We start from the raw sequence: 24,814 nt of genomic DNA on the forward strand, positions 1-24,814 counted from the left end.
GCCCACGTCAGCGCGGTGGGATCACCTTGATCTCGAACAGCTTCGGCCAGTGTTTCCCGGTTACGAAGAGGCGATCCTTCGCCGCGTCGTAAGCGATGCCGTTGAGCACGTCGTCGATGGGGTTGCCCAGCCGCGACGTATCGAGCAGGCCGGTCAGGTCGATCCACCCGACGACATGGCCGGTCTTCGGATCGATGCGGGCGATGCGGTTCGTCTGCCAGACGTTCGCGTAGATCTCGCCCTTCACCCACTCCAGTTCGTTGATGTTCCGCAACGGCGCGCCATCGGCGCTGACCTCGATGCTGCCCGTGCGCTGGAAGGTCTCGGGATCGAGCACGCGAATCGTCGGCGTGCCGTCGCTCATGTAGACGTGCGTCGCGTCGCGCGTGAAGGCCCAGCCTTCGCCGGGATAGCGAAAGCCGCCGACCAGCTTCATCGTGGCCTTGTCGTACACGAACGCCACGCCGTCCTGCCACGTGAGCTGTACCAGCTTCGTGCCGGACGCGACGATCCCTTCGCCGAAGTAGCCCGGCGGCGTGTCGACCTTCTGTACCACGATGCCATCGTCGAGACGCACCTTGCGTACCGTCGACGCGCCCGGCTCGCCGGTGCTTTCGTAGAGAAACCCGCCGTCGTAGAAAAGGCCCTCGGTGAACGCGCCGGGGTCGTGCGGATACGCGCGTACTACCTTGTAGCGATAGACGGGAATCGACGCGGCGGCCGCGGGCAGCGCGCCAGCGAGGGCGGCAAGCGCGACGACGAGACGGATGGCGGGCGGTTTCAATCGGGCGACTCCACGGCAGACGCCGCATCATAAAGAAAAGGGGCGCCGAAGCGCCCCTTTTCTGCCGCATGCGACGATGATCCGAAGCGATCAGATCGCGTAGTACATCTGGAACTCGAGCGGATGCGTGCTGGCACGGTAGCGCGTCACTTCCTGCATCTTCAGCGCGATGTAACCGTCGATGAAGTCGTCGGTGAACACGCCGCCCGCCTTCAGGAACTCGCGATCCTTGTCGAGCGCGGCGAGCGCTTCGTCGAGGCTGGCGCAGACCTGCGGGATGTTCTTCTCTTCTTCCGGCGGCAGGTCGTAGAGATCCTTGTCGGCCGGCGCACCCGGGTCGATCTTGTTCAGGATGCCGTCGAGGCCCGCCATCATGAGCACGGTGAACGTCAGGTAGCCCGACTGCATCGGATCCGGGAAGCGGATCTCGATACGACGACCCTTCGGGCTCGACACGTACGGGATGCGGCACGACGCCGAACGGTTGCGCGCCGAGTAGGCGAGCATCACCGGCGCTTCGTAACCCGGCACGAGGCGCTTGTAGCTGTTCGTCGTGGAGTTGGCGAAGGCGTTGATGGCCTTGGCGTGCTTGAAGATGCCGCCGATGTACCACAGCGCCGTCTGCGACAGGCCGCCGTACAGGTCGCCCGCGAACAGGTTCTCGCCGTTCTTAGACAGCGACTGGTGCACGTGCATGCCCGAGCCGTTGTCGCCGACGATCGGCTTCGGCATGAACGTCACCGTCTTGCCGGCCTGGTGGGCGACATTCTTGATGACGTACTTCATCGTCATCAGTTCGTCGGCCTTCTTCACCAGCGTGTTGAAGCGCGTGCCGATCTCGCACTGGCCCGCGTTCGCGACTTCATGGTGGTGCACCTCGACCACCTGGCCGAGCGACTCCAGCACCTTGCACATGTCGGCGCGCAGGTCGCCCAGGCTGTCGACCGGCGCAACGGGGAAATAGCCACCTTTCACGCCCGGGCGATGGCCCGTGTTGGTGCCGTCGTACTTGTAACGCGAGGCCCACGCGGCTTCTTCGGAGTTGATCTCGTAGAACACGCGGCCCATGTCGTTCTGCCAGCGGATCGAGTCGAAAATGAAGAACTCGGGCTCCGGACCGAAGAACGCCGTGTCGGCGATGCCGGTCGACTTCAGGAAAGCTTCGGCGCGCTTCGCGATGGAGCGCGGATCGCGGCCATAGGCCTGCATGGTGCTCGGCTCGAGCACGTCGCAATGCATGATCAGCTGCTTGTGGGCGCTGAACGGATCGAGATGGGCCGTTTCCGGGTCCGGCATGAGGACCATGTCGGATTCGTTGATGCCCTTCCAGCCCGCGATGGACGAACCGTCGAACATCTTGCCGTCTTCGAACGTGCTCTCGTCGATGGCATGGTGCGGGAACGTCACGTGGTGGTGCTTGCCGAGGATGTCGGCGAAGCGCAGGTCGACGAACTCGATTTCCTCGTCCTTGATCAGGTTCAGCACTTTGGAGACGGCGGACATACAAACCTCGAAATGGGTGTTGGGCTTCGGGGAAGGAGCAAGCGTCGTGCCAGAGCGCCCTGTCGAACGGATCGGCTCTGACCAGCCTCCGCATCATAGACCGCTCCCTCAGGGCGGCGGTAGTTGCACCAGAATGGTGCGATCGTTGGTCGGTATGCACGGGGCTAGTGCGCCCTCGACGCGCTCGGCCAGTCCAACCGTCAGCGCGCCTCGCTCAGGCGTCGAGCGAGCTCATCGGGTCGGCAGTGTGTCCTCCCCCCATGGTCCCCGAGCCTATCCACGGATGAATCGATCCGGCGCAACGATCGTTACGCTGGCAGGATGACGACGCCATCCCGTGGGTAATGACCATGCGAGCCATCCGCGTCGCCATCGCGCTCTCGTTCTGTACCACCGCCGCCCATGCGGCGCAGCGTACGTACGCCAATCCCGTCGACATCGATTACCGCTACAACTTCGAGCAGATGAACGAGGGCATCTCGTACCGCACCGGCGCCGATCCGGCGATCGTGCGCTTCGGCTATGCGTACTTCATGTTCCAGACGCTCGCCGACGGGTACTGGATGTCGAGGGATCTGGTCGACTGGCGCTTCGTGAAACCCGATCACTGGCCCTTCGACAGCGAAGTGGCGCCGGCGACGCTCGTCGCCGGTGGCAGGCTGTTCCTCATGCAGTCGGCGTTTTCGCCGCGGCCACTGATGGTCTCGACGGATCCGGCGAGCGGGCGCTGGCAGTTCTGGACGCGGCTCCTTCCACCGGTACCGGGCGCGACGCAGTACGACGAAACCGGAGCGCGCGTGGCGAGCGGCGCGTTGGCGCCGGGGCCGTGGGATCCGGGCCTGTTCCAGGATGTCGACGGCAAGGTGTACCTGTACTGGGGTTCGTCGGATACGCATCCGCTGTACGGCGCGCAATTCGATCTGCGGCTCGGCGCGACGGAGGGCGAAGGCAAGCGCCTCGCTTTCGCCACTGCGCCGAAGGCCTTCATCCATTTGGACCCGGCGAACCATGGATGGGAACGCTTCGGCCCCGATCACACCATGGGCGACAGGCCGGCCTACATGGAGGGCTCGTGGATGAACGAACACGGCGGCCGTTACTACTTCCAGTACGGTGCGCCCGGCACCGAGTACAACGTGTATGCCACAGGCGTCTACGTCGGCAAGGGGCCACTCGGTCCCTTCGAGTACGCGCCGTACAATCCCGTCGGTTACAAGCCGGGCGGGTTCGTGACGGGTGCGGGCCACGGTTCGACGTTCGAAGACGCGTACGGCAACGCGTGGAACGCGGGCACGGCGTGGCTCGGCGTGAACTGGACGTTCGAACGTCGCATCGACCTGTTTCCCGCGGGCTGGCACGACGACGGACAGATGTGGATCGACACGCGCTTCGGCGACTTCCCGCAAAGGATGCCGGACCACAGGCTGCGCGCCGGCGAGAGCACGTTCGCCGGCTGGATGCTGTTGTCGTATCGCAAGCCCGCGGTCGCGTCGTCGTCGCTGCCGGACCATGCGGCGTCGACCGTGACCGACGAGGATCCGCGTTCGTTCTGGGTCGCGCGCGACAACACGGCCGGCCAGACGTTGACGGTCGACCTGGGCGGCACGCCCACCGTGCGCGCCGTGCAGGTGAACTACGCCGATTACCGGTCGGAGCGGTTCGGTGACGCGCCCGATATCGTGACGCGGTTCGTGCTTCAGGGTTCCCTCGACGGCAGGCACTGGCAGGTGCTCGCCGATCTCTCGAACGAGTCACGCGATCGACCCAACGCGTACATCGAACTGAAACGGCCGGCGTCGTTGCGCTACGTGCGTTACGTCCACGGGCATGCCGGCGCGAAGCATCTTGCGATCTCCGATATGCGGATCTTCGGAAACGCGGAGGGCCCCGCGGCCGCCGCACCGGTCGGCGTCACGGCGCAACGGGGCGCCGATACTCGCGAAGCGACGATCTCGTGGACGCCCGTCGAGGGCGCGGTAGGCTACAACGTGCGCTGGGGATTGGCTGCCGATCGCCTGCACGCCACCTACCAGCGTTTTGCGGACCAGCCGACATCGATTACGCTTCGCTCCTTGAACAAGGGCGTTCGCTACGTCGTGGCCGTGGAAGCTTTCAACGAGCATGGCGTATCGCCGCTGTCGCAGACCGTTGTCATCGCTCCGTAGCAAACCGGGCGGGGCCACGCACCACCCGATGGAATTTCGCATGACCAGCAGACACGACGACGATACGCCCGACGAAGGGCGCCGCCGCCTCCTTGGCGGCATGGCCACCACCGGCGCGCTCCTCGCGCTGGGTGGCGTGGACGCCGCCGCTGCGGCGGACGGAAAACGGACGGCAGCGCCGGCGCCGACCGACAAGGCCCTCGATGCGCTGCTCGCGAAGCACATCCATAACGTCGTGGTGATCTACGCCGAGAATCGCAGTTTCAACAACCTCTTCGGTGATTTCCCCGGCCTGCAGCAGCCGTTGAGCGCCGTGCCGGCCGAGCGCCTCGTGCAGCGCGATCGCGACGGCACACCGCTGAAGACGCTGCCGCCGATCTGGGGCGGGATGGTGCCGCACGAGCAGGTCGTCGATCACAAGACCTACAAGATCGGCGAGAAAGACATCGTCGACCTGCCGAACGCGCCATGGGCGCTTCATACCGGCGACGGTACACCGCTGCCGCATGGCGTGGTGACGCGCGATCTCGTGCACGCGTTCTACAACAACCAGCTACAGATCAACGGCGGCAGGAACGATGGCTTCGTCGCCTGGGGCGACAACGGTGCGCTGACGATGGGCCACTATGCCAGCACGCCGGTCCACCTGCGCCTCTGGCGGCTGGCCGAGCAGTTCACGCTGTGCGACAACTTCTTCATGGGCGCGTTCGGTGGTTCGTTTCTCAATCACCAGTACCTCGTGGCGGCGCGCCCGCCGCTCTATCCGGATGCGGACAAGAGCCCGGCGCAGTTCAACATCGCGGTGACGGAGAGTGGCGAAGCGACGGATTTCCGCCTGAAGATGGCGGACGATTCGCCGAAGAGCGCGATGGACGGCAAGCCGAAGTTCGCGCACCACAATACGCTCACGCCCGACTTCTACGCCGTCAACACGATCGGCCCGCCGTACTCGCCCGGCTTCAACGTCGACCGGAAAAACCCGCTGCTCGCCGATGCGACGAGCCCGAACACGCTGGTGGCGCAGACGCACAAGCACATCGGCGACATGCTTTCGGCGAAGCACGTCGACTGGGCGTGGTACGGCGGTGCGTTCCAGGCGGCGCTCGACGGCAAGGGCGATGGCGACGACGGCAGTTTCCCGCAGACGCCGAATTTCCAGCCGCATCACCAGCCGCTGAATTACTTCGCATCGCTCGCGCCCGGGACCGACGCTCGCAAGGCTCATCTGCGCGATGGTGGCCTCGGCGAAACGCCGAAGACGAACCGATTCCTCGCCGACGTCGCGGCCGGGAAGCTGCCGGCCGTCACGTTCTACAAGCCTCAGGGCGACCTGAACATGCATGCCGGCTACTCGGATGTCGAAGCCGGCGATCGCCACATCGCCAACGTCGTGCATGCGCTGCAGAAGAGCCCGCAGTGGAAGAACATGCTGGTGGTCGTCACGTTCGACGAGAACGGCGGCTGGTGGGACCACGTCGCACCTCCGAAGGGCGACCGTTGGGGTCCGGGCACGCGCATTCCCGCGCTGGTGATCTCGCCGTTCGCGAAGAAGGGTCACGTGGAGCATACGATCTACGACACCGGCTCCATCGCGCGCTTCGTGACGCGACGCTTCGGGCTTGAAAAGCTGCCGGGCCTCACGATGCGTGAAGAGGCGATGGTGGCGGCCGGTGGTCCGGCACCGGGCGACCTGACCGAGACGCTGGTGTTTCCCACTCACGCCTGATCCGGCCTTGGCTGCGATGGGGCTCGCCGCGAGCGCGCTCCCACAGGGCGGGTTCGTGCTCGTGTGGGAGCGGCCTTGGCCGCGATGGGGCTTGCCGCGAGCGCGCCCGCACTGGGCTAGTGCCCGCCGGTGCCGCCCGGCGCGAACGGCGGTTTCGCGAACCATACGGCGATCATCGCGATACCGAACATCAGGCTGAATACCCAGAACACGTCGTTGACCGCGAGCGTGGCGGCCTGCATGTCGACGATGCGGTTGAGTGCCGCGTTCGCCGTCGGCCCCTGCGCGCCAAAGGTCTGCAGGCGATCGAGGTACTCGGTGGTCGCGCGGCCGCCCTCGGTCACGTTTTCGGAGAGCACGGCGTGGTGATACGTCGTGCGGTGCGAATACATGGTGGTGCTGACCGCGGTGGCGATGCTCCCCGCCAGCGTGCGGAAGAAGTTCGACAGGCCCGAGGCGCTGGCAACCTGGTCGTCGCGCAGACCCGCCAGGATGATCTGGTTCACCGGCACGAAGAACAACGCCACACCCGCGCCCATGCATAGTCGTGGCAGCGCCAGCTCGCCGTACGGTGCGTTCGTGCTCAACGTCGACATGTAGAACGACGCGGCCGCGAAGATCGCGAAGCCGATGGTGTTCAGCAGTCGCAGGTCGAACCTGTTCTGGAACGCGCCGACGAGCGGCGACATCACGATCGCGAGGAGGCCGATGGGTGCCACGACGAATCCCGCCCACGTGGCCGTGTAGCCAAGCACCTCCTGCACCCACATGGGCATCACCACGGTGCCGCCGAAGAAGGCGAACATGCCCAGCGACAGGCAGAGCACGCCAACGAAGAAGTTTCGCTTGGTGAGCAGGCGCAGCTCCACCACCGGATGCTTGTGCATCAGCTCCCACGCCACGAGGAACGTGAGGCACACGACGGCGACGATCGCCAGGACGACGATGTTGGTCGACGTGAACCAGTCGTCGTCGTTGCCGTTGTCGAGCATGAACTGCAGACATCCGACACCCACCGCGAGCAGGAACAGGCCCACCGCGTCGATGGGCAGCTTCGCGGTCTTCGATTCGCGGTCGCGCAGGAGTGCGTAGGTAATGACCAGCGCGAAGATGCCGACCGGGATGTTGATGAAGAAGATCCACGACCAGTGGTAGTTGTCCGTGATCCAGCCGCCGAGAATCGGGCCGAACACGGGAGCCACGACCACCGTCATCGCCCATAGCGCGAGTGCGATGGGCCGTTTCGCGACCGGGTAGTTGTTGAGCAGGAGCGTCTGCGACAACGGCACCATCGGACCCGAGACCGCGCCCTGCAGGAGGCGGAACACGATCAGCATCGGCATGCTCTGCGCCAGGCCGCACATCGCCGAGAAGACCACGAAGAGCAGCACGGAGATACCGAAGGTGCGCACCTCGCCGAAGCGCCTGGCGATCCAGCCGGTCAGTGGCTGCATCACCGCGCTCGCCATCGAGTACGCGCTGATCGCCATCGTGCCTTCGTTACTGCTGACGCCGAGATTGCCCGCGATGGTGCGCACCGACACGTTGACGATGGAGATGTCGAGCACCTCCATGAACGTCGCGAGTGCGACACCCGCCGTGAGCAGCGCCAGCGCGCCACCCTTCAGCGGGGGCCTGGCCTGCATCTGCGCCGCGCCGGCCATCGGTCAGCTACCGCGCCGTGCCGGCACAGGGGCCGGCGTGTCGTCGACCGTGTTGGCGCGGATGATTTCCAGGGCGCGTTCGTCCGCGCGGGCCATTTCCTTCTCGTAGACGTTGGTGACCGACAGCGGCTTCGTCCTCGGCGTCTCGGCGAGCACCTTTCCGTCGCGGTCGTGCGTGTCGATGTTCACGTCGGTCGACAGCCCCACGCGGAGCGGATGGCGTCGCAGGTCTTCCGCGTCGATCGCGATGCGCACCGGCAGGCGCTGCACCACCTTGATCCAGTTGCCGGTGGCGTTTTCCGCCGGCAGCAGCGAGAACGCGCTGCCGGTACCCGCGTTGAGGCCGGCGACCTTGCCGTGGTACTCGACGTCGGAATACATGTCGGTGCTGATCGTCACCGGCTGGCCGATGCGGATGTGTTCCAGCTGCGTCTCCTTGAAGTTCGCGTCGACCCACAGATCCGACAACGGTACGACCGTGAGGAGATCCTGGCCCGGCTGCACCCGCTGGCCGACCTGCACCTGCCGCCGCGCCGCGTAGCCCTCGATCGGCGACACGATCGCATTGCGACCGCTGTTGACCCATGCGTTGCGGAACTGCGCGCGTGCCTGCACCACCGCCGGATAATCTTCCACCGTCGTGCCGTCCACCTGCGCGTGCGCCGCGGCGGCTTCGCGCTGGGCCGCCTGCAGCGCCGCCAGCGCCTGCTGCATCTGGCGCCTGCCGGTATCCACTTCCTCGGCGGACACGGCGCGACGCTCGAGCAGCGGGTGGCGTCGATTGTACTCATCGCGCGCCTGTTCGTACTGCGCGCGACGCTGCGGAATCGCCGCGTCGGCCTGATTCGCCTGCTGCATACGCGCCTGCGCCTCGCGTACCGCCTGCGCGAGCTGGCCTTCCGCGTTCATCAGGGTCACACCGGCGTCCACCGGATCCAGCTTGATGAGCACCTGGCCGGCATGCACGCGATCGGTTTCTTCCACGGCGACTTCCACCACCGTGCCGGCGACACGCGAGGAGATCGTCACCATGTCGCCCTTGACGTAGGCATCGTCGGTGGTTTCCCGCTGCGAGAAGACGAAGAGGTAGAGCAGCAGCCAGGCGAGACCGGCGAGCAGGAACACCGCGGCGATGACGGAGAGCACGATGACCTTCCGGCGCTTCGCCTTCGGATCGTCTTTCTCGTCCTTGTCGTCCTGCTTTTCCTCTGTTTCCTTGTTCTTTTCCTTCGCGTCGTCGCGCGGGTCATCGTGCTTTCCGTCGTCGCCGTCGTCGTCGCGCGCACTTCCAGCGGGTGCGTCGCCGTACTTGTGCAGATACTTGTAGCGATACTTGTACGGCTGCGGCGTCTCGGCGCCTTCGCGGGGTTCGCGCGTCTCGTCGTCGTTCGGGGTCATCGCGTGGATTCCTTGCCGTCGTTCGCGGCCGGGAGGTCGGGCAGCCCGTCGGCGCGGTAGCCGCCGCCGAGCGCATGGATGAGGGAGAGATGGGCGGAAAGCGTGCGGCTGGCGAGTTGCAGTCGCGCGTCGCGTTGCTGGTCGAGCTGCATGTCGGCGTCGAGCCAGGTGCGGTCGTCGATCAGACCTTTCGAGCGCCGGTCCGCCGCCTTGGCCTTCTGCGCCGCGCTGGCGTCGAATTGCGCATCCACCTGCGAGCGCTGTCGCGCCAGCGTCTCCAGCGTGGCGACGCCTTGTGCCACCTGGCCGGCCGCCTGCACCACGGCCGCGTCGTATTGCGCGATGGCCGAGTCGAGCTGCGCCTGCGCCCCTTCGTACTGCGCGCGCAGCCGACCGCCACTGAAGATCGGCAACTGCACCGACGCACCGATGTTGCCGAGTGCCAGGTCGGTGCGCGTGCCGGAGCCGAGGTCGGGATACGTGCGGAGGAACGCGCCGAGGCCCGTGAGACTCACGTCGGGGTAGTAAGCCTTGCGCGCCTGGTCGATGTTCTTGGCCGACGCCTCGATCTGCCAGCGGGCGGCGGCGATATCGGGACGACGGGCGAGCAGGCCCAGCTTCGCGTCCGCCGGCAGGCTGGTGTCGGCCGCCGGTAGCGGCAACGGCCGCAGCTCGCCGAGCCCGTCCGGCGACACGCCGGCCAGCGCGGCGAGTTGCACCACGTCGAGTTGCGCGCTGCCGTCGAGCTGCGCGACGGCCAGCCGCGCCTGCGCGAGACGACCATCGGCCTGATCGAGCGTGGAGGGATCGTCCAGACCGCCGCGCACGCGCAGCGCCACGAGTTCGCGGAACTGCGCGGCACTCGCGGCCGCGTGATGGGCGATCGCCAGCCGCGCCTGCTGCGCCTGCCAGTCGTAATAGGTGTTCACGACGTTGTACTGCAGCGACGTGGCCGCCGCCGCGCGTTCCGCCTCCGCCGCGCGCGCCTGTCCGACGGCGGCCGCCACCGCGTCTTTCTGCTTGCCCCAGAGATCGAGGTCCCAGGTGGCGAGCGCGCCGGCCGCGCCGCTGTTGCTCCAGCGGTTACCCGGATCGAGCTGGAAGCCTTGCGCGTTGCCGGCAGCGCCTGGCACCTCGCCGCGCACCGTGACGTCGCTATAGCCGTGACTGCCGCTCAGGAGGCCGCGGACCTGGGGATTCAGCTCTGCCTTCGCGCTGTCCACTGCCCGCAACGCGGCCCGGTAGCGCGCCTCGGCCTGCTCCATGTCGGGCGAACCGCGCATGGCGAGGCCGACGATGCGGTCGAGCTGCGGATCGGCCCAGGTCCGCCACCATTCGCTCGCGGGCCAACCGGACTTCCCTCCGGGCAGACCGGCGAGCGGCGCCTCGTCACGCGGCACGAAGGCGGGTGGACGAACCGGCGGCGCGCATGCGCCGAGCAACAGCGCCGTGGCGACGACGATGCCTCGCAGGCCACGGCATCGGCGGCACGGCGTTGGAAAGGAATACGCCATGGCGAAACACTCTGGAAGTTCTTGCGAATCGGGCGGTCGCATGCGCGCTCCGTCACGTCTTCGGGACCTTATCAGCGCCCGCCGTGGGCATCGCGTGACGGCGCGGGGGGCTCAGCGGCTAAGCTATGCCGTCGTCCCCCACTGGAATCCCCGCCACGTGAACGATCTGCTCAGCGCCATCCTCCTCGGCATCGTCGAAGGGATCACCGAGTTCCTGCCCATCTCCAGCACCGGGCACCTGCTCATCGCCGAACGCTGGCTCGGTGCGCGGTCCGACCTCTTCAACGTCGCCATCCAGGCCGGCGCGATCCTCGCGGTCACGTTCATCTACTGGCGCACGCTGTGGAGTTTCGCGATCAACTGGCGGCGTCCCGAGACGCGCGACTACCTCGCCAAGCTCAGCGTGGCATTCCTCATCACGGCCGTGCTCGGCCTGGTCGTCGCCAAACTCGGCTTCAAGCTGCCCGAGACCGTCACTCCCATCGCGTGGGCGCTCATCGCCGGCGGCATCTGGATGATGGTGGCCGAGAAGGTCGCGGAGAAGCGCCCCGAGCGCGCGGCGATCACCTGGAAGGTCGCGATCCTCGTCGGTCTGGCGCAGATCGTCGCCGGCATCTTCCCCGGCACGTCGCGCTCGGCGGCCACGATCTTCATCGCGATGCTGGCGGGTACCAACAACCGCGCCGCCGCCACGGAGTTCGCGTTCCTCGTGGGCATCCCCACCATGTACGCCGCGACGGGCTACGAGCTGCTCAAGACGTTCACGCACGGCGGTGCCGCCGGCGAAGACTGGAGTGGGCTGGGCATCGCGTTCGTGGTTTCCACGGTCGTCGCGTTCGTGGCGGTGAAGTGGCTGCTCGGCTACATCCGCTCGCATCGCTTCACGGCCTTCGCCGTCTATCGCATCGTGCTGGGCATCGCGCTCCTGCTGCTCCTGCCCGCCGGCGGCTGATCCGCCATGGAAACGACCCGCTATCGCTTGCTCGACCTCACGATCGACACGGCGCGCCAGCGGGTCGAGCGGAACGGTCAGCCGCTCGACGTCTCCGGACTCAGCTTCCGGCTGCTCGCCTGCCTGATGGAGCGCGCGGATCGTGTGGTCGGTTTCGACGAACTGATGGAGGCGGTCTGGGCGCCCGCGGTGGTCAACGAAGAAACCGTGACCCAGCGCGTCCGGCTGCTACGACAGGCGCTGGGTGACGACGCGCGGCAGCCGCGCTACGTGCGCACCGTCCGCGCCCGCGGCTATCAGCTCGGCGCGCCGCCAGTGCCTCTCGCCGTCGACGAGCCCCGGCTACGGCACCTGTGGCCGGCCGTAGCCGCCGTGTGCGTGCTCGCGGCGGCGGCGATCGGCGTCGGTTTCCTCGCCCAGGACCAGCGACCCGCGCCAACGGTGCAGCGCGAGTTGATCGAGCGCGCCCATTGGTACGCGTCCATGGGCCAGCGCGACAACAACGAACGCGCGTTGGCGCTGTTCGACCGCGCGCTTCGCGATGCGCCCGACGATGTCGACGCGCTCACCGGCGCGAGCCGTGCGCGCTCGGCGCGTACCTGTCTCTACAACACCGGCCCGCACGACGCGCGGGACGCCCTGAAGCTCGCCACGCGCGCGGTTTCCGCGCACCCCGACAGCGCGAAGGCGTGGTCGACGCTCGCCTACGCGCGCGACTGCCTCGGCGATATCGCCGGCGCGATCAACGGCTACGAACGCGCCGTGCGGCTCGAGCCGGGCGACGACGCGAGCCGCGCTTCCGCCGCCTATCTGTATCAGGAGCAGGGCCGGCTCGCCGATGCGCTGCACGCGAACGTCGACATGCGCGGCGATCCAGCGCGCGTCCGGTTTCGCGAGGTGCAGGTCGCTCGCGAATACGAGCTTCTCGGATTCCCCGCGCAGGCCGAGGCACGCTATCGCCACGTGTTCGACCTCTCGCCCGACAACGTGTTCGGCAACATCGGATGGCCCGCGTTCCTGTTTTCGCAAGGTCGGCTGGACGAGGCCCGCCGTGCGATCGACGACGCGCGTTCCCGCGGCACCGCGCGGGCGGAGCTCGCGCAACTCGACGGCGAAATCGCGCTGCTGCGGGGCGACCGTGCGGCGGCCTTGCGAGCATTCGCGGAAGCGAAGCGGCTGCGACCGGACGCCTCGCTACCGGTCACGCTCGAGACGTTGTATGGCGAGCATCCGGTGGACCCGCGTTGGTTGCGCGAGCGGATCGCGACGACGCGGGCGGCCCTTCGTGACGATCCGTGGGCGTCGAGCCGGCTCGAACTGGCGCTCCTGCTGCTTGCCGATGCCGACAGACCGGGAGCCGTCGGGGCGCTGTCGGACGCCGTGGACAAGGGGTGGCGAGACGCGGCCTATCTGCGCGTCTCGCCTCTGTTTGCATCGCTGCACGACGATCCGGGCTTCGCCGATGTGCTGGATGCGATCGCGCGACGCGTCGCCGCCGACCGGCAACGGGTGCTGGAAGCGCCGTGGTGCCCGGAAGAGCTCAGGACCGTGCTGCCTCGTTGAACCGCTTCGGTGGGAGCCAGCCTGCTGGCTCCCACCGAAACGCTCAACGCGGCAACGCCCCAAGCACGATATCGCGGAAGATCCCCTGCGATTGAGGGTGGGCGAAGCTCTGGTTGTACCCCTGGCTCGTGACCACCGCGACGAGGCCGCGCTCCGGCAGCACGAAGACGTAGTTGCCACCGTTGCCGCTCATCGCCCAGACCCCCGTTTCCACGCCATGCACGGGGAAGCGGAACTGCCACCACTGGTACCCGTAGTCCGCGTCGTCGCGCGCTTCCGCGTGCACCGTGAGCATCGCGCGCACCCAGCCGGCCGGAAGCACCTGCGTGCCCTTCCACCGACCCTCGTCCACGGCGAGCTGTCCCAGTTTCGCGAGATCGCGCGAGCGGTAGCGCGTGCCGCCGCCGCCCATGCCGATGCCTTCACTGGAGGTATTCCACTGCACCCGGCGGATGCCGAGCGGCGACTCCAGTGCGTCGTGCGCGAACGTCGCGAGGGGCAGCTTCGTGGCGCGCTCCACCACGGCGCCCGCGACGAAGCTGCCGACCGTGCAATACGCGAAGGCGCGTCCGTGCGGCGAGTCGGCGGGGCGTTTCACCCACGGGGCATAGCCACGTATCGGCAGGCTCAGTGCGAAGTCGAGCCAGCGCTCGGTGACGTACATACGCTCCTCGTTGCCCGAGGAGAACGGATTCTCGTCGTCGCATTCCCAGATCGAGCTCATCGTGAGAAGGTCTTCCAGCGTGATGCCCGCCAGGCGCGGATCGGGACGGGCGATACGGACCTCGGGGAAGAACGCGTAGACCGGCGCCTTCACGTCGCGGATGGCGCCGCGCTGGATCGCGGCGCCCACCAGCATCGCCGTGACGCTCTTCGTCGCCGAGCGGACGTCGTTGAGCAGGTCCACCGAACCGCCATTGAAGTAGCGCTCGTAAACCAGGCGTCCGTGATCGGCCACGACCACGCTGGTGATCTTCTTGTAAGTGCCGTCGGCGACTTTGCGGTCGAGGGTATCGAGGAGGGTCGTGTTCCAGCCGGCCTTACCGGCATCGGCAACCGCCCAGCCATCGTCGCCGGCCTTCGGCGGTTCGTAACGGGCGGCGGCGGGAAGCGCGGCGAGGGACAGCGCGAGGATCAGGATGCGACGGTGCATGGCGGGTCTCCGTAGTGGGAGATCCGAGTCGGCCATAGGGCCGCGTGAAGCGCCTGAAATCGGGATGAAGAATGATGAAGGGCGGCATGTCGGGCAGGAGCCAGCAGGCTGGCTCCTGCCGCGAAGCGCTCAGGCCACGGCCGCGATCGGCTGTTCTTCCGCCTTCGCCATGCGCAGACGGGCGAGTTCGGCCTGCTGCTTCTCCACGATCTTGCACTGGGGATCGCTGGTCCGCGTGAACAGCTCGCTGGTCCACTCGATGAAGGCCTGCACGCGGGCCGACAGGTGGCGCTTCTGCGGGTAGACGATCCACAGGTTGGAGCCCGTGGAGATCGTGTCGGTCATGATGATCTGCAGCAGCCCCTTGTCCAGCGCCGTTGCCGCGAGGCAATGGGGCGCCTGGATCACGCCCAGTCCCGCGATGGCGGCCTGGATCACCGACTCGCCGTCGTTGATCAGCATGTGCGCGTCGACGTCCACCGACACCCGGCCGCCCGGTGAATCGAACTGCCACTGGTACGGCTTGCCCGTGCTCGGGTGAACGAAGTTCACCGTCCTGTGCGATTTCAGGTCCTCGATCGACACGGGCATGCCGTGGCGGGCGAGATAGGAAGGCGCTGCGCAGAGGACATTGCTGAAGTGGCCGATCTTCCGGGCGATCAGGCTGGAATCGGCTAGCTCGCCCATGCGGATGGCGCAATCGAAACCCTCCTCGTTCAGATCGAAGGGGAAGTCGCACATCGTCAGTTCCAGGCGGATATCGGGGTAGCGGCGTTCGAATTCGGCCAGATTGGGGATGATCGCGGCACGCCCGACCGCGGACGACGCCGCGACGCGCAACTTGCCCGCCGGCTTCGTCTTCGCGTACCCGAGCGCCTCCGTCGCTTCAGTCAGGTCCGCCAGGATCTCCTTGCAACGCGCATAGAACGCGGAGCCATCGTCCGTCAAACGCAGCGAACGTGTGGACCGGAAGAACAGGCGGGCGCCCAGGCTTTCCTCCAGCCGCGAGATCGCGCGGCTGACGCCCGAGGGGGTCATCTGCAGGTGCTGCGCGGCCGATGAAAAGCTCTTGGCCTCGACCACGCGAACGAAAACGCTGATAGCGGAAAAGTCTTCCATCGCCGACTCCGGAGGGTTGGATTGATGACTGCACGGCAAAAGCGGAGTGATTGTAGACCCATTTTTCGCTTGACGGGCAAGACCTAGATTTCGCCACCTGCGACGGACCGTCTTGACCTCGAGTGCACTTGAGGTCGTAGGCTCCGCCCCCGCTGTCCGTCTACCCCTATTCCATCCCAGCTCCAGGACCTCCCCATGAAGAAGAAACTCCTGTTCGGCTCGTCCGCCCTGGCGGTCGCCGTCGCCTCGGCGCTCTGGCTGAGCGCGGCCGGCAGTTCCGCCAGCCACGCCGCCGAGCCCGCCGCCGCCCCGCCGGCACCGGAAGTCACCGTGGCGCAGGTCCTCCTTCGCCCGGTTTCCGACGCCAACGCCTTCACGGGCCGGATCCAGGCCGTGGACACCATCCAGATCCGCCCGCGCGTCAGCGGCTACGTGGACTCGGTGCATTTCCGCGAAGGCTCGGCGGTGAAGAAGGGCGACCTGCTCTTTACCATCGACCCGCGTCCGTACCGGGCGGAGGCCGATCGCCTCGCCGCCAATCTCGCCCAGGCGAAGGCCGAAGCGAAGAACGCCGACGCCAATGCCGCCCGCGGCGCCAAACTGATCGAACAGCATGCCGTGTCGCGCGAAGAGGCCGATCGTCTCGACACCGCCGCCGCCAGAGCGAAGGCGCAGGTCGCCTCGGTACAGGCCGCGCTCGACAACGCCCGTCTCAACCTCTCGTTCACCGAGGTGCGCGCGCCGGTCGACGGCAAGGTCAGCAATGCGCAGATCACCGCGGGCAACCTCGTCACGCCGTCCGACACGCTGACCAGCGTGGTCACCGTCGACCCGATGTACGTCTACTTCGACGTCGACGAGCAGACGTTCCTCAAGCTCGATCGCCTGCGTCGCCAGAACGGTCGTGCACCCGATGTCGAAATGGGCCTGGCCGACGAAGAGGGCTATCCGCACACCGGCAAGATCGACTTCGTCGACAACCAGGTGCGCGCAGGCGCCGGCACGATCCGTCTCCGCGCCGTGTTCCCGAACGCCGATGGCGCGTACACGCCCGGCCTCTTCGCCCGCGTCGAGCTGCGCAGCGGCAACAGCCAGCCGCGCGCGCTGATCGACGACAAGGCCGTCGGGACCGATCTGGGCAACAAGTTCGTCTACGTGCTCGGCAAGGACAAGAAGATCGAATACCGCCGCGTGTCCACGGGCGCGCTGGTCGATGGCCTGCGCGTGGTCGATACCGGCCTCAATGCCGACGACGTCGTCGTGGTGAACGGCCTGCAGCGCGTGCGCCCGGGCGTGGAAGTGAATGCGAAGCGTGTCGCCATGGCGTCGCTGGTGCCCGACAACGCGCGCAATGTCGCGTCGCGTCCGGCCGGCATCGACAGCGTGGCGCAGAACCAGGACTGATCCACCCATGAAAATCGCCCAATTCTTCGTCGAACGCCCGATCCTCGCGGGCGTGCTGTCGGTGCTGTTCCTGATCGCGGGCGGTATCGCCGTGTTCAAGCTGCCGATCAGCGAATACCCCGAGGTCGTGCCCCCGACCGTCGTGGTCAAGGCGTCCTACCCGGGCGCCAATCCCAAGGTCATCGCCGAAACCGTCGCCACGCCGCTCGAAGAGCAGATCAACGGCGTGGAAGGCATGCTCTACACCTCCTCGCAGGCGACCAGCGACGGCACGATGACCCTCACGGTCACCTTCGCGCTCGGCACGAACCTCGACAATGCCCAGGTGCAGACGCAGAACCGCGTCGCACAGGCGCTGCCGCGCCTGCCGGAAGAAGTGCAACGCCTCGGCGTGACGACGACCAAGAGCTCGCCCGACCTCACGATGGTCGTGCATCTCACGTCGCCGGACAGCCGTTACGACATGCTCTACCTGTCGAACTACGCCCGCACGCGCATCAAGGACCAGCTCGCCCGCCTCGATGGCGTCGGCGACGTGCAGCTGTTCGGCGCCGGCGAATACAGCATGCGCATCTGGATGAATCCGGAAAAGCTGGCGATCCGCAACCTCACCACGGGTGACGTGATCAAAGCGGTGCGCGAGCAGAACATCGAGGTGGCCGCCGGTTCGCTGAATGCGCCGCCCGGCCCGAACAGCAACGCGTTCCAGGTGAACATCAACACGCGCGGCCGACTGGTGACTGAGGACGACTTCCTCAACATCATCGTGCGCAGCGACGCGTCCGGCTCCGTGACCCACCTGCGCGACGTCGCACGCGTCGAGCTGGGTTCCAACAACTATGCGCTTCGCAGCCTGCTGAACAACAAGGAAGCGGTCGCGATTCCCATCTTCCAGCGCCCGGGTTCGAACGCGATCGCGATCTCCGACGAAGTGCGCAAGGAGATGGCCGAGCTGAAGAAGGATTTCCCGCAGGGCGTCGATTACTCCATCGTCTACGATCCGACCGTCTTCGTGCGCGGATCCATCGAGGCCGTGGTGCACACGCTGTTCGAAGCGATCGTGCTCGTCGTGCTGGTGGTGATCCTGTTCCTGCAGACCTGGCGCGCGTCGATCATCCCGCTGGTCGCCGTGCCCGTGTCGCTCATCGGCACGTTCGCGGTGATGTACCTCGCCGGCTTCTCGCTCAACGCGTTGTCGTTGTTCGGTCTGGTGCTGGCGATCGGCATCGTGGTCGACGATGCCATCGTGGTGGTCGAGAACGTGGAGCGACACATCGAGCACGGCCTCGATCCTAAGATGGCCACGCGACAGGCGATGACCGAAGTGACCGGCCCGATCGTCGCGACGGCCCTCGTGCTGTGCGCGGTGTTCGTGCCCGCCGCCTTCATCAGCGGCCTCACCGGCCAGTTCTATCGCCAGTTCGCGCTGACGATCGCCATCTCCACCGTGATCTCGGCCTTCAACTCGCTGACGTTGAGCCCGGCGCTCGCGGCGATCCTGCTGAAGGGTCGCGACGAGCCGAAGGACAAGCTCACCGTGTGGATGGATCGCGGCCTCGGCTGGCTGTTCCGTCCGTTCAACCGCACGTTCGAACGCGCGGCGCACGGCTACGTCGGCGGCGTGAAGAAGATCCTGCGTTTCTCGGCCGTGGTGCTGATGCTTTACGCGGGCCTCGTCGCGCTCGGCGTGTTCGGCTTCATGAAGACGCCCACCGGCTTCGTGCCGCCGCAGGACAAGCAGTACCTCGTGGCCTTCGCGCAGCTGCCCGATGCCGCGTCGCTCGATCGTACCGAGGCGGTGATCCGCCGCATGGGCGAGATCGCGATGAAGGACCCGGGCGCCGAGAGTGCGGTGCAGTTCCCCGGCCTGTCGATCAACGGCTTCACGAACAGCACGAACTCCGGCATCGCGTTCGTGACGCTCAAGCCCTTCGACCAGCGCCGCTCGCCCGAGCTGTCCGCGGACGCGATCGCGGCACGCCTCAATGCGCAGTTCGCCGGCATCCAGGATGCGTACATCGCGATCTTCCCGCCACCGCCGGTCAACGGCCTCGGCACGATCGGCGGTTTCCGCATGCAGATCGAGGATCACGGCGACCTGGGCTTCGAGGAGCTCTTCAAGCAGACGCAAGGCCTCATCGCGGCAAGCCAGAAGACACCCGAACTCGCGCACCTGTTCACCAGCTACCAGGTGAGCGTGCCGCAGTTCGATGCCGACGTGGATCGCGAGAAAGCGAAGTCCGAGGGCATCGACCTGGGCGACGTGTTCCAGACGATGCAGGCGTACCTCGGCTCGCTCTACGTGAACGACTTCAATCGTTTCGGCCGTACCTATCAGGTGAACGTGTCGGCGGAACCGTCGTTCCGTCACGAGCCGTCCGACATCGTCGGCCTGAAGACGCGTAATGCCGCGGGCGATCTCGTGCCGCTCGGCTCGTTCCTCACCGTACGCCAGACCAACGGCCCGGACCGCGTGCAGCACTACAACGGCTTCCCCACCGCCGAGATCAACGGCGGCGCGGCGCCGGGGTACAGCACCGGCCAGGCGCAGGCGGCGATGGAGAAGCTCGCCAAGGAAAACCTGCCGAACGGCATGACGTTCGAATGGACGGAGCTGACCTACCAGCAGATCCTCGCCGGCAATACCGCGGTGCTGGTCTTCCCGCTGTCGGTGCTGCTCGTGTTCCTGGTGCTGGCCTCGCTGTACGAAAGCCTGAGCCTGCCGCTGGCGGTGATCCTGATCGTGCCGATGGTGCTGCTGTCCGCGATCGCCGGTGTGATCGTCACGGGTGGCGACAACAACATCTTCACCCAGATCGGTCTGATCGTGCTCGTGGGCCTCGCGTGCAAGAACGCGATCCTGATCGTGGAGTTCGCTCGCGAAGCCGAGATCGAAGGCATGAATCGCGTCGATGCGGTGCTGGAAGCCGCACGCCTGCGACTGCGCCCGATCCTCATGACGTCGTTCGCGTTCATCATGGGCGTCGTGCCGCTGGTGACCTCGCACGGCGCCGGTGCGGAAATGCGCCACGCCATGGGCGTGACCGTCTTCGCTGGCATGCTGGGCGTGACGTTCTTCGGCCTCATCTTCACCCCGCTCTTCTACGTACTGATCCGCAGCTGGAACGAGCGTTCGGAGGCCCGCCGTCTGGCGCGCCGCGAGCGTCGCCTCCTCGAACACGCGGCCCGGGAGTCCTGATCCATGAAAACCGTGTTCCGTAGTACCGCGTTGTTCGCCGCACTCGTGCTCGCCGGTTGTGCGAGCGTGGGTCCGGATTACCACGCGCCGAAGGAAGCGCCGGTCGTGCTGCAGGGGGTCGACGCGTCCGCGCAGACCACCGGCGACGTGCAGGCGCAATGGTGGAAGCAGTTCGGCGACCCGACGCTCGACGCGCTGGTGGCCCGTGCGGCGAAGAACGCGCCCGACCTCAAGATCGCGCTGGCGCGCCTGAACCAGGCGCGTGCCGCGCTGGGTACGGCGAAGTCGCAGCAGATCCCGGATATCGAGACGGGCGTGTCGTATTCGCGCAGCCGCCAGCAGCAGCCGGGCTTCACCGACCAGCGCACTACCATCACCTCGTACCAGGCCGGGTTCGACGCCTCGTGGGAGCTCGATCTGTTCGGCGGCATCCGTCGCTCTGTGGAAGCCGCGCGTGCCGATGCCGGCGCGGGCGAAGCGTCGCTGCAGGACGCCCAGGTGACGCTGTTCGCCGAAGTCGCGCGGAATTACTTCGATCTGCGCGGCACGCAGCTACGCATCGACGTGGCGAAGCGCGACATCGACAACCAGCGCGACTCGCTGAAGGTGATCTCGGCGCGCGTGGAACTGGGTACTGGCGCCGAACAGGACCTGGCGAGCGCGAAGGCGCGTCTCGCGTCCGTCGAGGCACAGCTTCCGGTTCTCGAAACGCAGGCGAGTGCGGACCAGTTCCGCCTCGCCGTGCTGCTCGGCGAGCGGCCGGGTGAACTCGACATCGACCTGTCGCCCGCCACGTTCAAGACCATCGACACCGCGCTCGCCATCGGCGGTGCGGACGAGGTCTTGCAGCGACGTCCGGACATCCGCATCGCCGAACGCGAGCTCGCCGCCGCGAACGCACGCATCGGCGTGGCGAAGGCCGAGTACTTCCCGCACATCTCGCTCGGTGGCTTCATCGGCTTCCTCGCCGGTCGCAGCAACGACTTCGGCGGCGCGGACTCGCGCGCCTGGTCGGTGGCACCGAGCATCTCGTGGTCGGGGCTCAATGTGCAGCGCGTGCGTTCGGGCGTGAAGGGTGCCGAGGCCCGCGCGGACGAAGCGCTGGCCAACTATCAGCGCACCGTGCTGACCGCGCTGGAGGACGTCGACAACTCGCTCGTCGGCTACAACCGCCAGCGCGAGCGCGTCGAAAAGCTGATCGTGCAGGCGACGGAGAGCCGTCGCGCCGCGGAGCTCGCGAAGCTTCGTTACGACGCCGGCCGCACCGACTACCTCGAGCTGCTCGACGCGCAGCGCACGCAGCTTTCGGCCGAAGACCAGCTCGCCGAAGCCGAAGCGGGCATCAACGTCCGCGCCGTGCAGCTTTACAAGGCCCTGGGCGGCGGCTGGCAGGCCTGCGGCGACATTGCGTGCAGCGAGGTCGCGAAGGTGCCATGAGCACGAATGTCCGTCGCCTGCCGGTGCAGGCGAAGCGCAAACACACGATGGCGCTCGAACCGCCGCTCGGCCAGCGCGTCGCGCTGGTCAGCGGCGCCAGCCGGGGCATCGGCCTCGAGGTGTCGCGCCAGCTGGCGTCGCTCGGCGTGACGGTGTTCATGGGCATGCGGGAGCCGGGTAAGGGCGAGAAGGTCGTCCGCTCGGTGCGCGAAATGGGTGGCGACGCGTTCGCCATCCGGCTCGACGTCACGAAGCCGAAGGACATAGCGGCGGCGATCGCACACATCGACGAGCGCTTCGGTCGCCTCGACATTCTGGTGAACAATGCCGGCGGCTTCTTCGATCCCGCCGGCCGGGCGTCGGCCGCGGACATCGAAACGCTGCGCGGCGCGCTCGACGTCAATCTGATCGGCGCGTGGAGCTTGGCGGGCGCCGCCATTCCGCTGATGAAGCGTCACGGTTACGGGCGCATCGTCAACGTGTCGAGCGAGTGCGCCGTGCGTACGAAGTGCGGCGACAACAGTCCGGCCTATCGGGTGTCCAAGGCGGCGCTGAACGCGTTCACCCAGGTACTGGCGCAGGAGATGACCGGCAGCGGCATCGTCGTCAACGCCGTATGCCCCGGCTGGACGGCGACGCAGCTCGGCGGCAGCGGCGGCCGACCGGTCGCGGAAAGCGCGGAGGGCATCGTCTGGGCCGCTCTGCTATCGGACCGCGAGAGCACCACGGGCGAATTCTTCCGCGACCGGACGAAGCTCGCGTGGTAGGCACCCCGGTGGGAGCCAGCAGGCTGGCTCCCACCCGATCAGCGCGAGATGATGTGCGCGAACCACTGCCAGCCGCGTAGCCTCGCGGTGATCAGCTTCACGCAGGTCAGCATCGGCACGGCGAGCAGGGCGCCGGGTATGCCCCATAGCCAACCCCAGATCAGCAGCCACAGCAGGATGGCGACGGGACTCAGGCGCGAACGCCTGCCCTGCAACATAGGGGTGATGAGGTTGCCCTCGATCGCGGTGATGCCGGCGAACGTCGCCGCAGGCAACAGCGCGGGGCCGAGTTCCTGGAAATGCAGTGCACCGACCACGGCGAGCACCGTGGTGGTGGTGATCGCACCGACATAAGGAATGAAGTTGGCGACGGTGGCGACGGTACCCCACAGCAGCGGGTCCGGTACGTCGTAGAGGTACAGCATGCCCGCGGTCACGAGGCCGAGCGTCACGTTGATGGCGGCGGTGAGCAGCAGGTAGCTGGACACCTCCGTCTGTATGCTTCGCACGATGCTGACCGTGTGTCGCTTGTACGAGAACGTGGGCGATATCTCGACGGCACGCCGGAGGATCTCGTCGCCATACACCAGAAAGAAGAACACGAGCAGCGCAACGGTCAGCACGCTCGCAATCACTTTCGGCGCCCCCGCGACGATGTCCCAGGCGGTGAACGCGAAGCCGTTCGGACTCTGCGGCGCGTTGCGCGCGACGGCGCCGCCGACCAGCGTCTGCGTGGCGCGACTTGCCGCCTCGATCTGCTGCGTCATCGGTTTGATTTTCGGCGCGAACGAACGCATCGCGGTCGGCGCCTGGTGGAACCAGTTCAATGCAGGCTCGGAAAGCGTGGTGATCGCCGACACCAGGCCGACGCCGAGCAGGATCATCACGGTGCACGCGGCGAGCCAGCGCGGAATCCGGAAGCGCGCCGACGCGGCGACGATGGGATTCAGCGCGAGGCCGATGAATGCCGCGAGCACGAGCGGCACGAGGATCGATTTACCGATCGCGACCGTATAGAGGATCGCGAGGAGGATCATGCCCGTGAGCGAGATACGTATCGCGCGCAGGTGGCGCGAGATGCGCCGCGTACTGCGGCTGCTGCCGGGCTTGCGCCGCGGACGCACCGCCAGCGTGGAGACGGCGACGCCTGGCGCCGCCGTCGAAGGAAGAGGCGTGGGGATCGGACTGGGGAAATCGCTCACGGTGCGGGTTCGGCGCCGTCGGCCGCTCCCACCGCGAGGTCGCCCAGCACGCTGCCGGCCGCCATCGAGATCACGCGGGTGACCAGATCGGCTGCGCCGCCCGCGACGATGCCGCTAACGCCAGGCACCGAGAGCGGATTCACCTTGATCTTGCTGAGCAGGAAGCCGGAACCGGCGGCGACGCCGAGTACCGTGAGCGGATGCTCGTAACCGCGGGCGATGAGGGCCGCGGCGGGACGCACGGTTTCCTCGCGCGCGATGGCGACGCGCGCCCGGGCCTCGGAGACCTTTGCGATGCTGCTGAAGATGCCCATACCCTTATTCCCCTGCTCTCTCGCCTTCGGCCTTGCCTTGCCGGGCGGCTTCCTTCGCCAGGGTCGCCAGCTCGGCACGTGTCGCCGGGAGGGTAAGCCAGTGCATGCCGCGGCGGAAGACGAGGATGGATCCGACCAGCAGCACCAGCTGCAGACCGGCCAACGCCGTCAACGCCCAGGCCCACGAGCCGAACCATTGCGCGAGACCCCAGCCGGCCAGTGCCAGCAACGTGAAACCCAGCGCTACCGCGAACACGATCGCGGCCAGCCCCATGAACAGCATCATCACGAAACCGCTGCGCGCGAGCCCGATCTCCGCCGAGGCCAGCTTGAGCTGCGCCGCGAAAAGATCCTTGAGGCCCGCGCCCAGGCGGCGGACGTCGTCGAGCCAGCCAGGCGCCGCCGGCGGCGGGAGGCCGGCCGGCGCACCGTCGACCGGCGGCTCTCCGCGTTCTACCCGCTGCCCCGAGGGACCGTCGTCAAGCATGCTTCGAGCCCCTTGGGAACCGTGGATCAGTTACGCAGGATGCGGCCGGCCAACCAGCCTGCGGCGAGTGCCAGCGCGATGGACTGTACCGGCTTTTCGCGCACGTATTCGCGAGCGGTATCGAGCCAGTCGTTAGCCGTGTCGACGGCATCGCCATAGGCTTCCTTCCCGCGGAGCTTGGCTTCTTCGGCCTTTTCGGCGGCGATCGTCGCCCCATGGGCGGCCTTGTCGGTCGCGTTGTGGAGGGTGGTCTCGACGCGGTCCGCGGCGCGGTCCACCGCGTCCTTCGTGCGATCGACGGCCTCGGATGTGGCGGTCTTCACTCGCTCGGCGCGTGCGTCGATGCGCTCGGCGGCCGAAACGGTGTTCGCAGCGGCTGTCGCGGCGTTGGCGACATGGTCGGCGGGCTTGTTCATGGACTTTTCTCCGAGGTGCTGGGGTCGATCACGATAGGCGATGGAAA

19 protein-coding genes are annotated in these 24,814 nt (G+C 67.1%); 8 read left to right on the forward strand and 11 right to left on the reverse strand.

Translation table 11 applies throughout. The features are described 5' to 3' along the window. Positions 1-7: 7 nt before the first annotated feature. Positions 8-784 carry a glutaminyl-peptide cyclotransferase gene (locus tag BMX32_RS06730; protein ID WP_089975985.1) on the reverse strand — a complete coding sequence of 259 codons (777 nt, stop codon included), beginning with the start codon at positions 782-784 and terminating at the stop codon, positions 8-10. A gap of 90 nt (positions 785-874) precedes the next feature. After that, positions 875-2,287, reverse strand: a complete 1,413-nt coding sequence (glnA, locus tag BMX32_RS06735; RefSeq protein ID WP_089975988.1) for a type I glutamate--ammonia ligase — start codon at positions 2,285-2,287, stop codon at positions 875-877. A gap of 350 nt (positions 2,288-2,637) precedes the next feature. Between glnA and BMX32_RS06740 the strand changes: the two genes are divergently transcribed. Next, a complete protein-coding gene (locus BMX32_RS06740; RefSeq protein ID WP_089977063.1) occupies positions 2,638-4,452 on the forward strand; it encodes a family 43 glycosylhydrolase in 1,815 nt (604 codons plus the stop codon). 40 nt (positions 4,453-4,492) lie between these two features. After that, positions 4,493-6,178, forward strand: coding sequence for an acid phosphatase (gene acpA / locus BMX32_RS06745; RefSeq protein ID WP_089975991.1), 1,686 nt, complete (start codon positions 4,493-4,495; stop codon positions 6,176-6,178). A gap of 116 nt (positions 6,179-6,294) precedes the next feature. Here the strand turns inward: acpA and BMX32_RS06750 are convergent, their stop codons facing one another. Genes BMX32_RS06750 through BMX32_RS06760 form a run of 3 tightly spaced genes read right to left on the reverse strand, consistent with a single transcriptional unit; the run spans position 6,295 to position 10,754 of the window. Then, positions 6,295-7,824: a DHA2 family efflux MFS transporter permease subunit gene (locus BMX32_RS06750; RefSeq protein WP_244511440.1), complete on the reverse strand. Its 1,530-nt coding sequence runs from the start codon at positions 7,822-7,824 to the stop codon at positions 6,295-6,297. A gap of 21 nt (positions 7,825-7,845) precedes the next feature. Next, positions 7,846-9,240, reverse strand: coding sequence for an HlyD/EmrA/EmrK family protein (locus tag BMX32_RS06755; RefSeq protein WP_089975997.1), 1,395 nt, complete (start codon positions 9,238-9,240; stop codon positions 7,846-7,848). Further along, on the reverse strand, positions 9,237-10,754 hold the full coding sequence (locus BMX32_RS06760) for an efflux transporter outer membrane subunit (protein ID WP_170843580.1): 1,518 nt from the start codon (positions 10,752-10,754) through the stop codon (positions 9,237-9,239). Before BMX32_RS06760 ends, BMX32_RS06755 begins: the two co-directional genes overlap by 4 nt. A 157-nt stretch (positions 10,755-10,911) precedes the next feature. On the opposite strand from BMX32_RS06760, the gene BMX32_RS06765 reads away from it, so the two are divergent. Further along, on the forward strand, positions 10,912-11,706 hold the full coding sequence (locus BMX32_RS06765; protein ID WP_211664181.1) for an undecaprenyl-diphosphate phosphatase: 795 nt from the start codon (positions 10,912-10,914) through the stop codon (positions 11,704-11,706). A gap of 6 nt (positions 11,707-11,712) precedes the next feature. Beyond that, complete coding sequence (locus tag BMX32_RS06770) at positions 11,713-13,269, forward strand: winged helix-turn-helix transcriptional regulator (RefSeq protein ID WP_089976005.1); 1,557 nt, start codon at positions 11,713-11,715, stop codon at positions 13,267-13,269. A 43-nt stretch (positions 13,270-13,312) separates the two neighbouring features. On the opposite strand, the gene BMX32_RS06775 is transcribed toward BMX32_RS06770, so the two are convergent. Then, positions 13,313-14,422: a serine hydrolase domain-containing protein gene (locus BMX32_RS06775; RefSeq protein WP_089976009.1), complete on the reverse strand. Its 1,110-nt coding sequence runs from the start codon at positions 14,420-14,422 to the stop codon at positions 13,313-13,315. A 129-nt stretch (positions 14,423-14,551) separates the two neighbouring features. Beyond that, on the reverse strand, positions 14,552-15,541 hold the full coding sequence (locus BMX32_RS06780) for a LysR family transcriptional regulator (RefSeq protein ID WP_089976012.1): 990 nt from the start codon (positions 15,539-15,541) through the stop codon (positions 14,552-14,554). A 195-nt stretch (positions 15,542-15,736) separates the two neighbouring features. On the opposite strand from BMX32_RS06780, the gene BMX32_RS06785 reads away from it, so the two are divergent. Genes BMX32_RS06785 through BMX32_RS06800 form a run of 4 tightly spaced genes read left to right on the forward strand, consistent with a single transcriptional unit; the run spans position 15,737 to position 22,348 of the window. Then, entirely contained in the window at positions 15,737-16,945 is a 1,209-nt protein-coding gene (locus tag BMX32_RS06785) for an efflux RND transporter periplasmic adaptor subunit (RefSeq protein WP_089976014.1), read from the forward strand. A gap of 7 nt (positions 16,946-16,952) precedes the next feature. After that, positions 16,953-20,144 carry an efflux RND transporter permease subunit gene (locus BMX32_RS06790; protein WP_089976017.1) on the forward strand — a complete coding sequence of 1,064 codons (3,192 nt, stop codon included), beginning with the start codon at positions 16,953-16,955 and terminating at the stop codon, positions 20,142-20,144. Positions 20,145-20,147: 3 nt separating this feature from the next. Beyond that, positions 20,148-21,581 carry an efflux transporter outer membrane subunit gene (locus BMX32_RS06795; protein ID WP_089976020.1) on the forward strand — a complete coding sequence of 478 codons (1,434 nt, stop codon included), beginning with the start codon at positions 20,148-20,150 and terminating at the stop codon, positions 21,579-21,581. Next, a complete protein-coding gene (locus BMX32_RS06800; RefSeq protein WP_244511441.1) occupies positions 21,578-22,348 on the forward strand; it encodes an SDR family NAD(P)-dependent oxidoreductase in 771 nt (256 codons plus the stop codon). The genes BMX32_RS06795 and BMX32_RS06800 overlap by 4 nt, the downstream gene beginning before the upstream one ends. A gap of 38 nt (positions 22,349-22,386) precedes the next feature. Here the strand turns inward: BMX32_RS06800 and BMX32_RS06805 are convergent, their stop codons facing one another. From BMX32_RS06805 to BMX32_RS06820, 4 genes are read right to left on the reverse strand one after another with little or no spacing between them, the layout of a single operon-like run. After that, the gene (locus BMX32_RS06805; protein ID WP_244511442.1) at positions 22,387-23,550 is read right to left on the reverse strand and encodes an AI-2E family transporter; all 1,164 of its coding nucleotides are present in this window, start codon (positions 23,548-23,550) and stop codon (positions 22,387-22,389) included. After that, a complete protein-coding gene (locus BMX32_RS06810; protein WP_089976023.1) occupies positions 23,547-23,864 on the reverse strand; it encodes a hypothetical protein in 318 nt (105 codons plus the stop codon). The genes BMX32_RS06805 and BMX32_RS06810 overlap by 4 nt, the downstream gene beginning before the upstream one ends. Positions 23,865-23,868: 4 nt before the next feature. Further along, positions 23,869-24,351 (reverse strand): ABC transporter ATP-binding protein, encoded by a 483-nt coding sequence (locus BMX32_RS06815; protein WP_244511443.1) that lies wholly within the window; start codon positions 24,349-24,351, stop codon positions 23,869-23,871. Positions 24,352-24,377: 26 nt separating this feature from the next. Then, the gene (locus tag BMX32_RS06820) at positions 24,378-24,767 is read right to left on the reverse strand and encodes a hypothetical protein (protein ID WP_170843581.1); all 390 of its coding nucleotides are present in this window, start codon (positions 24,765-24,767) and stop codon (positions 24,378-24,380) included. Positions 24,768-24,814 lie beyond the last annotated feature (47 nt).

It is taken from the genome of Luteibacter sp. UNCMF331Sha3.1 (assembly GCF_900109915.1).
Classification (GTDB): domain Bacteria; phylum Pseudomonadota; class Gammaproteobacteria; order Xanthomonadales; family Rhodanobacteraceae; genus Luteibacter.

Excerpts from the sequence above, each read along its gene's own strand:
- glnA (WP_089975988.1), bottom strand. The coding sequence starts at position 2,287 with ATGTCCGCCGTCTCCAAAGTGCTGAACCTGATCAAGGACGAGGAAATC.
- BMX32_RS06740 (WP_089977063.1), top strand. The coding sequence starts at position 2,638 with ATGCGAGCCATCCGCGTCGCCATCGCGCTCTCGTTCTGTACCACCGCC.
- acpA (WP_089975991.1), top strand. The coding sequence starts at position 4,493 with ATGACCAGCAGACACGACGACGATACGCCCGACGAAGGGCGCCGCCGC.
- BMX32_RS06750 (WP_244511440.1), bottom strand. The coding sequence starts at position 7,824 with ATGCAGGCCAGGCCCCCGCTGAAGGGTGGCGCGCTGGCGCTGCTCACG.
- BMX32_RS06755 (WP_089975997.1), bottom strand. The coding sequence starts at position 9,240 with ATGACCCCGAACGACGACGAGACGCGCGAACCCCGCGAAGGCGCCGAG.
- BMX32_RS06760 (WP_170843580.1), bottom strand. The coding sequence starts at position 10,754 with ATGGCGTATTCCTTTCCAACGCCGTGCCGCCGATGCCGTGGCCTGCGA.
- BMX32_RS06770 (WP_089976005.1), top strand. The coding sequence starts at position 11,713 with ATGGAAACGACCCGCTATCGCTTGCTCGACCTCACGATCGACACGGCG.
- BMX32_RS06775 (WP_089976009.1), bottom strand. The coding sequence starts at position 14,422 with ATGCACCGTCGCATCCTGATCCTCGCGCTGTCCCTCGCCGCGCTTCCC.
- BMX32_RS06780 (WP_089976012.1), bottom strand. The coding sequence starts at position 15,541 with ATGGAAGACTTTTCCGCTATCAGCGTTTTCGTTCGCGTGGTCGAGGCC.
- BMX32_RS06785 (WP_089976014.1), top strand. The coding sequence starts at position 15,737 with ATGAAGAAGAAACTCCTGTTCGGCTCGTCCGCCCTGGCGGTCGCCGTC.
- BMX32_RS06790 (WP_089976017.1), top strand. The coding sequence starts at position 16,953 with ATGAAAATCGCCCAATTCTTCGTCGAACGCCCGATCCTCGCGGGCGTG.
- BMX32_RS06795 (WP_089976020.1), top strand. The coding sequence starts at position 20,148 with ATGAAAACCGTGTTCCGTAGTACCGCGTTGTTCGCCGCACTCGTGCTC.
- BMX32_RS06800 (WP_244511441.1), top strand. The coding sequence starts at position 21,578 with ATGAGCACGAATGTCCGTCGCCTGCCGGTGCAGGCGAAGCGCAAACAC.
- BMX32_RS06810 (WP_089976023.1), bottom strand. The coding sequence starts at position 23,864 with ATGGGCATCTTCAGCAGCATCGCAAAGGTCTCCGAGGCCCGGGCGCGC.
- BMX32_RS06815 (WP_244511443.1), bottom strand. The coding sequence starts at position 24,351 with ATGCTTGACGACGGTCCCTCGGGGCAGCGGGTAGAACGCGGAGAGCCG.
- BMX32_RS06820 (WP_170843581.1), bottom strand. The coding sequence starts at position 24,767 with ATGAACAAGCCCGCCGACCATGTCGCCAACGCCGCGACAGCCGCTGCG.